8 protein-coding genes are annotated in these 6,330 nt (G+C 72.7%); 3 read left to right on the top strand and 5 right to left on the bottom strand.

Annotated elements, in window-relative coordinates:
* Positions 1-110 precede the first annotated feature (110 nt).
* Together ACI79F_RS20375 and ACI79F_RS20370 are read left to right on the top strand one after the other, a co-directional pair.
* Positions 111-284 carry a hypothetical protein gene (locus ACI79F_RS20375; RefSeq protein ID WP_456547701.1) on the top strand — a complete coding sequence of 58 codons (174 nt, stop codon included), beginning with the start codon at positions 111-113 and terminating at the stop codon, positions 282-284.
* 98 nt (positions 285-382) lie between these two features.
* Positions 383-718, top strand: a complete 336-nt coding sequence (locus ACI79F_RS20370) for an ArsR/SmtB family transcription factor (protein WP_456547702.1) — start codon at positions 383-385, stop codon at positions 716-718.
* Between the two features lie 118 nt (positions 719-836).
* Here the strand turns inward: ACI79F_RS20370 and ACI79F_RS20365 are convergent, their stop codons facing one another.
* From ACI79F_RS20365 to ACI79F_RS20350, 4 genes are all read right to left on the bottom strand, one after another.
* Positions 837-1,223 (bottom strand): MmcQ/YjbR family DNA-binding protein, encoded by a 387-nt coding sequence (locus ACI79F_RS20365; protein ID WP_456547703.1) that lies wholly within the window; start codon positions 1,221-1,223, stop codon positions 837-839.
* Positions 1,224-1,361: 138 nt separating this feature from the next.
* Positions 1,362-2,189: a mycofactocin-coupled SDR family oxidoreductase gene (locus ACI79F_RS20360; RefSeq protein ID WP_456547704.1), complete on the bottom strand. Its 828-nt coding sequence runs from the start codon at positions 2,187-2,189 to the stop codon at positions 1,362-1,364.
* Positions 2,186-3,013: a mycofactocin-coupled SDR family oxidoreductase gene (locus ACI79F_RS20355; RefSeq protein WP_456547705.1), complete on the bottom strand. Its 828-nt coding sequence runs from the start codon at positions 3,011-3,013 to the stop codon at positions 2,186-2,188. The genes ACI79F_RS20360 and ACI79F_RS20355 overlap by 4 nt, the downstream gene beginning before the upstream one ends.
* A 63-nt stretch (positions 3,014-3,076) precedes the next feature.
* The gene (locus tag ACI79F_RS20350; protein ID WP_456547706.1) at positions 3,077-3,847 is read right to left on the bottom strand and encodes a carboxymuconolactone decarboxylase family protein; all 771 of its coding nucleotides are present in this window, start codon (positions 3,845-3,847) and stop codon (positions 3,077-3,079) included.
* A 99-nt stretch (positions 3,848-3,946) separates the two neighbouring features.
* Here ACI79F_RS20350 and ACI79F_RS20345 point away from each other — a divergent pair, with 99 nt between their 5' ends.
* Positions 3,947-4,609 carry a TetR/AcrR family transcriptional regulator gene (locus tag ACI79F_RS20345; RefSeq protein WP_456547707.1) on the top strand — a complete coding sequence of 221 codons (663 nt, stop codon included), beginning with the start codon at positions 3,947-3,949 and terminating at the stop codon, positions 4,607-4,609.
* Positions 4,610-4,673: 64 nt separating this feature from the next.
* Here ACI79F_RS20345 and ACI79F_RS20340 read toward each other — a convergent pair whose 3' ends face one another.
* A complete protein-coding gene (locus tag ACI79F_RS20340) occupies positions 4,674-6,140 on the bottom strand; it encodes an aldehyde dehydrogenase family protein (RefSeq protein WP_456547146.1) in 1,467 nt (488 codons plus the stop codon).
* Between the last annotated feature and the right edge of the window lie 190 nt (positions 6,141-6,330).

Below are 6,330 nucleotides of genomic sequence, written 5' to 3'. Positions count from 1 at the left end.
GCTCGAGCGCGGTTTCCGCGCTCGAGCGACTCCGCTCACGCTTGTGGCGCTCGCCCGCGCGCGAGCACGATCGACCCCGTCGGTGTCCGCCGCGACGGCGAGGAGCGACCATGACACGACCGGACGAGGACCCCCCGGGCGACTACGGCTACGACCTGGCGCACGACGTCCCGGCGTCGCCGCCCCCGCCGCGCCGGCCCGAACGCCCGGCGACGACCGCGCCGCCCCACGCCGAGCACGACCGGCGCGGCGACGCCTCCTACGACGAGGCGCACGACTTCTGACGGCTGACGCTGGTCTTCGTACAGTCCGGCGGTCGCCGGCGAGTGGCGCTTGGTCCACAAAGTCATCTGTCTTACAGTGGAGAAGCTGGACTGGACCAATGCCACGGGAGGCCTGGGTGGACGTCGCCGTCTGGCAGCGTGGGCTCACACCAGGTCCCGCTCCGGTCGCGCTCGCCCTGAGCGCGCTGGCGCACCCCGTCCGCCACCGGCTGCTGGAGCTGCTGGCGACGCGCGGCGAGACCGGCGTGGCGGAGGTCCGCTCGGCGCTGTCGCTGGCCAAGCCGGCGGTGGTCTACCACGCGCGGATCCTGCTGACCGCCGGCCTCATCGACGTGCGCCGGCGCGGCCGGACCCTGTCCTACGTGCTGCGGCCGGCCGCCGTCGCGGAGCTGCGCGACGCGCTGGCCGCCCTCGCCGCCCCGCCCGTCCGGTAGCCGGTCCGCCCGGACGGCGACGCCCCCGGCGCGATCCCTCGCACCGGGGCGTCGTCGCCGGCGTCAGCGGATGGTGAGTACGGCGAACGAGGGTGATGGGTCGGTCCATCCGGTCCGCTCAGGCACCTGACGGCTCGCCGTGCGACTGCCTCGCAGGGCGCTTCGCCCTGGGGAGCCCCTCCACGACCAGCTCGTACGAGTTGCGCACCAGCTCATCGACGAGCTCCCGCGTCACTGCCTCACCGACGCGGATGGTCAGCCAGTGTCGCTTGTTCATGTGGTAGCCGGGGACGAGTTCCTCGTACTGCTGCTGCAGCGCCTTGCTGTGCTCGGGCTCGCACTTCAGGGTCACGACCGGTTCGCCGGGCATCTCGGTCGCGAGCAGGAACACCTTGCCGACGACCTTGAACACCTCCCACTCGGGCCCGAACGGGTGCTCGTGCGTCACCGCCGGGAGCTGAGCGGCGCTCTCCATCGCGGTCTCGAGCAGTCCCACGCCGTCCATGCCGTCCCGCTCCTCCTCGACCGCCCGTGCCAGCAGGCGTCATCGTCGGAGAGTCTCCCGCCCGAAGCAGCCAGGCTCGCGCGGCCAGGAGGACCCATGCCATCACCCTCGGCAGCCGTACTCAGCGGGCAGCCGTACTCAGCGGATGGTGACCCCGGCGTCCACCTTCAGCTGCGTCCCGGTCACGTAGCGGGCGTCGTCGGAGACCAGGTGGAGCACGGCGTTGCTGATGTCCCGCGCCTCGACCATCGGCACCGGCAGCGCGTTCTCGTAGATCGCGCCGAGGTCCGCCCGGGTCTCGCTGAGCAGCCCGAACAGCGACATGGGCGCCATGCCGGTCGCCACCCCGGTGGGGTGCACCGTGTTGACCCGGATGCCGTGCACGGCGAGCTCGTTGGCCAGCGCGAGGCTCATGCCGACGATCCCGTGCTTGGACGCCGTGTACGGCGTCGTCAGCGGGCTGCCCTTGATGCCGGCCGCCGAGCTGATGTTCACCAGGCTGCCGCCGCCGGCGGCGATGAGGTGCGGGATCGCGGCGGCGCAGGTGTTCCAGGCGCCGACGAGGTTGACGTCCAGCACGAGGCGCCAGTCCTCCGCGGTGGTGGTGTCCCAGGTCCCGGCGGTGATGACGCCGGCGTTGGCGACCGCGGCGTCGAGGCCGCCGAGCTCCGCGGCCCCCTCGTCGACGGCCGCCGTCAGCGCGGCGGCGTCCCGGACGTCGGCCACCCGCGAGACGGCCCGGCGGCCGAGCTCGCCGACGAGCCGCGCGGTCTCGGCGAGGTCGTCCTCCGTGCTCAGCGGGTACTCCAGCCCGGGCACCGGGCCGCACACGTCGACGAGGACGACGTCCGCGCCCTCCTCCGCCAGCCGCACGGCGTGGCTGCGGCCCATGCCGCGGGCGGCCCCGGTGACCAGGACCCGCTTGCCGGCGACCCGGCCGGTCGCTCCCGTGCCCGCCGCGGTCATCGGACGGTGAACCCGGCGTCGAGTGGCCACGCGATGCCGGTGATGAACTTCGCCTCGTCGGAGACGAGGAAGGCCACGGCGTTGGCGATGTCCTCGGGCTGGAGCATCTCGATCGGCAGCGCGTTCTGCATGCCGGCGATCATGTTGTCGCCGCTGGCCGCCGCCTGCTCGAACTGCCTCGCCATCGCCTCGTTCATGGTCATGCCGCTCATCACGCCCGTGGGGTGGATCGTGTTCACGCGGATCCACTCGGGCGCGAGGTGGCCGGCCAGCGACTGCGCCAGCCCGACGAGGCCGCGCTTGGAGGCCATGTAGGCCAGGCCGCTGGCCTGGTCGGCGGGGGAGGACCGCAGCCCCGCGGTGGAGCTGGTGATCACGATCGAGCCGCCCCGGCCGGCCTCGCGCATCGCCGGTAGTGCGGCCCGGATGGTGTGGTAGACGCCGGTCAGGTTGGTGTCGATGACGTCGTTCCACTCGGCGAGGAGGTCCTCCTCGTCCCCGAGCCGGATGATGCCGGCGTTGGCGACGACGATGTCGACCCTGCCGAACTCGGCGAGGCCCTCGTCGAAGGCCGCCTTCAGGCCGGCGTAGTCGCGGACGTCGGCCGTGCGGGCGACGATCCGCCGGTCCTCCTTCTCCACCAGGCGGACGGTCTCGGCCAGGTCGGCCTCACTGGCGTTGGGGTAGGTCATCGTCGGGATGTCGGCGCAGATGTCGACGGCGATGACGTCGCAGCCCTCGCGGGCCAGGCGGACGGCGTGCGCGCGCCCCTGGCCGCGGGCGGCTCCGGTGATGAAGGCGACGCGGCCCTCGAGTCCGGGCATGGGAGGTGCTCCTCTCCGGGCGGCGGCGTGCCGCGCCGGTGGTGGGGTCGGGGTGGGGAGGGGTCAGTGGCCGGCGAGCATCTGGCCGAGGACGTCGTCCTCGACCGCCTTCGCCAGAGCCGCGCTCTTGTGCTCGGGCGCGTAGGCGGTGAACTGCCGGACGATCTCGTCCATCTCCGCCCGGCTGACGTCGCCGGAGTGCTGCGCGGAGCCGACGTGGCTGAGGATCGGCATCGGGGCCTCGGAGACGCCGACGCAGGCGACCGTGATGAAGCGCCGGTCGCGGCGGCTCAGGCCCGGACGCATCCAGAGGTGGCCGAAGACGAAGTTCAGGATGCCCGCCTGCTGGTAGGGGGTGTTGCGGGCGGGGGCGTTCACCAGGTTGACGTCGCGGAACTCCTCCTCGCCGCGCTGGAGGCGCTTCTCCCAGTCGTTCTCACCGAGGGTCTCGTTGGCGATCTCGGGCCACTCGGTGACCTCCTCGCCGCGCTCCTGCCGGATGCGGGTCCACTGCTCCTTGATCGTCATCTCCACGCGGGAGGCCTTGGGCCAGCCGCAGTAGACGGCGAAGTGCAGGACGAACTCGAGCATCTCCTCGAGCGTCATGTCGCCGCTGTTCATCGCGGCGTAGAAGTGCTCGTCCATGGCCCGCTGGTCGGTGTCGAAGCCGACGCACACGAGCGTGACCCAGCGCCGCTCCCGGCGGCTGAGGCCCGGCGCCGCCCAGAGGTCGCCGAACAGCCGGTCCAGCCGTGCCTGCTCGTCGCGGTCGGCGCCCGTGGGCGGGTCGACCGTCATGACCTCGCGGTACACGTCGTGGGTCGTGAGCGTCATGGGTGCCTGCCTCTGCGGTGTGATGCCGATGACTGTTCTGCAATCTAAGGCAGCTGTCTTGATGCTGTCCAGCATGGTTCGATCCGTCCCATGACGGGCGTGGCGGTGTCGACGCAGGAGCAGCTGGTGCGGGTCGGGGAGCGGCTGTTCGCCCAGCACGGGCTCGACGGCGTCTCCCTGCGCCAGATCGGCGTGGCGGCCGGCAACGCGAACAACTCCGCCGTCCAGTACCACTTCGGGTCCAAGGACCAGCTGGTCCGGGCGATCTTCGAGTACCGGCTGCCCCGGCTGCACGCCCGGCGGGCCCTGCTGATCGAGCAGGCGCCCGAGGGCGACCTGCGGGCATGGGTGGAGTGCCAGGCCCGGGCGCTGCTGGAGCAGAGCGAGCTGGAGGACAGCCACTACGCCGGCTTCATCGCGGTGTTGCACCAGTACGGGCGGTCCGACGTGTTCGAGCCGCTGCCCGAGCCGTACGCCGGCAACTCCCGGGCGTACTTCGACCGCCTGCGGTCGTTGCTGCCCCACCTGCCCGAGGCGCTGCGCGGCCACCGGGTGTCCCGGGCGTCGAGCCTCGTCGTCCACACCGCCGCCGACCGCGAGCGCGCCCGGGCCGCCGGCGCCCCGGTGCTGCCCTTCGCGCTCGAGCTGGAGGCGCTCGTCGACGGCCTCGTGGGCTTCCTGCAGGCGCCGGCGTCGGAGCGGAGCCTCGCCGCGCTGGAGGACGTCGCCGCCACCGGTGTGAGCTGGCCGCTGGGCGTGTGAGGAGGGGGGGGGGGGGGGGCGCCGCGCCCCCCGCCCCCCCCCCCCCCCCCCCCCCCCCCGGCGGTCAGCCGCCCATCGTGATGCGGGTGTTCTTCACCTGGGAGAACTCGTGCAGGCCCTCGACGCCGCCGAGCCGGCCGTAGCCGCTCTCCTTGTAGCCGCCGTAGGGGCCGCTCGGCTGGATGTCGCTGAAGGCGTTGATCCACACCGAGCCGGACTCCAGTCGCCGGGCCACCCGGTGGGCGCGCTCGAAGTCGGACGTGTGCGCGTAGGCCACCAGGCCGAAGTCCGAGTCGTTGGCGATCGCCACCGCCTCGTCCTCGCTGTCGAACGGCATCACCGAGACCACCGGCCCGAAGGTCTCGATCCGGGCGAGCGGGCTGCTGTTCGGGACGTCGGCGAACACCGTCGGCTCGATGTAGTAGCCGTCGGCGAGTGCGCCGCCCAGGCGCCTGCCGCCGGTCAGCAGGCGACCGGTGCCCGAGCGGACCGCCTCGTCGATCGTCCCGGTGATGCGGTCGGCGGCGGTCGCACTGACGACCGGCCCCATGATCGTCGTCGGGTCGAAGGGGTCGCCGATCGGCACGTGCGACACCGCGGCGACCAGCCGTTCCTGGAACTCCGGGTAGATGCTCCGCTCGACCAGGATCCGGCTGCCGCAGGCGCAGCTCTGGCCGGACTGGGTGACCGGGCCCATGAAGGCGGCGATCATCACCGCGCGGTCGAGGTCGGCGTCGGCGAAGACCACGTTGGCCGACTTGCCGCCGAGCTCGAACGACAGCGGCTTGAGCGTCTCGGCCGCCGCGACCGCGATCTTCTTGGCCGTGGCGCCGCTGCCGGTGAAGTGCAGCTTGCCGATGCCGCGGTGGCGCACGAGGGCATCGCCGGCCTCCGGGCCGCCGGGGACGACGTTCACCAGGCCCGGCGGCAGGCCGACCTCGCGGCAGATCTCGCCGAACCGCAGCGGGGCCAGCGGGGCGAGCTCCGGCGGCTTGACGACGACGGCGTTGCCGGCCGCGAGCGCCGGCGCGACCGCCATCGCGATGCCGACGAGCGGGCCGTTCCACGGGACGATGACGCCGATGACCCCGTAGGGCTCCCGGGTGATCATGTTGACGTCGTGCGAGCCCATGACCGGCGCCGTCTGGCCGGTCACCTTGTCGACCCAGCCGGCGTAGTAGTCGAAGAACCGGGCGAGCAGCCCGACCTGGCCGGGCGCCATGGTGATCGGGACGGCGTAGTCGTGGACGTTCAGGCGGGCGAGGGTCTCGGTGTCGGCCTCGATCGCCCGCGCGAGCGCGAACAGCAGGTCGCGGCGCCGGTCGACGGGCAGGGCCGCCCACTCGCGCTGCGCGGCCGCGGCGTCGCGGACGGCCCGGTCGACCTCCTCCGCCCCGGCCATCGGGATGACGGCGTTGACCTGACCCGTGCCCGGGAAGACGTGGTCGAACGTGCCGCCCGACGCCTCGGTCAGCCGGTCGTCGCCGATCAGCAGCGCCGGTGCCGTGTCGATCGTGGGTGTCGCTGTCATCTGCCGGGGATCCCTCCGTCGTCGTCCCTGTGCCACCTGTCACAGTCGCCGCCACAGTAAGTCAGATGCCTTTCGCCGGGAAGACTCCGAAAGACAGCATGCCGTGGCTTAAGTCAGAGGGCTTGATGGTGACGCGCGCCACGGGTAGCTTCGGCGCCGCTCGGAGGCGGCCACCTCCACCGGATCGGAG

It is taken from the genome of Blastococcus sp. SYSU D00868 (genome assembly GCF_054050575.1).
Note: the sequence above shows the minus strand (reverse complement) of the source record. Positions and strands in the feature narration are given on the sequence as shown.

What these genes read in the sequence shown, in the direction of transcription:
- ACI79F_RS20340 (WP_456547146.1), bottom strand. Translation starts at nt 6,140, where the DNA reads ATGACAGCGACACCCACGATCGACACGGCACCGGCGCTGCTGATCGGC.
- ACI79F_RS20355 (WP_456547705.1), bottom strand. Translation starts at nt 3,013, where the DNA reads ATGCCCGGACTCGAGGGCCGCGTCGCCTTCATCACCGGAGCCGCCCGC.
- ACI79F_RS20375 (WP_456547701.1), top strand. Translation starts at nt 111, where the DNA reads ATGACACGACCGGACGAGGACCCCCCGGGCGACTACGGCTACGACCTG.
- ACI79F_RS20370 (WP_456547702.1), top strand. Translation starts at nt 383, where the DNA reads ATGCCACGGGAGGCCTGGGTGGACGTCGCCGTCTGGCAGCGTGGGCTC.
- ACI79F_RS20350 (WP_456547706.1), bottom strand. Translation starts at nt 3,847, where the DNA reads ATGACGCTCACGACCCACGACGTGTACCGCGAGGTCATGACGGTCGAC.
- ACI79F_RS20365 (WP_456547703.1), bottom strand. Translation starts at nt 1,223, where the DNA reads ATGGACGGCGTGGGACTGCTCGAGACCGCGATGGAGAGCGCCGCTCAG.
- ACI79F_RS20360 (WP_456547704.1), bottom strand. Translation starts at nt 2,189, where the DNA reads ATGACCGCGGCGGGCACGGGAGCGACCGGCCGGGTCGCCGGCAAGCGG.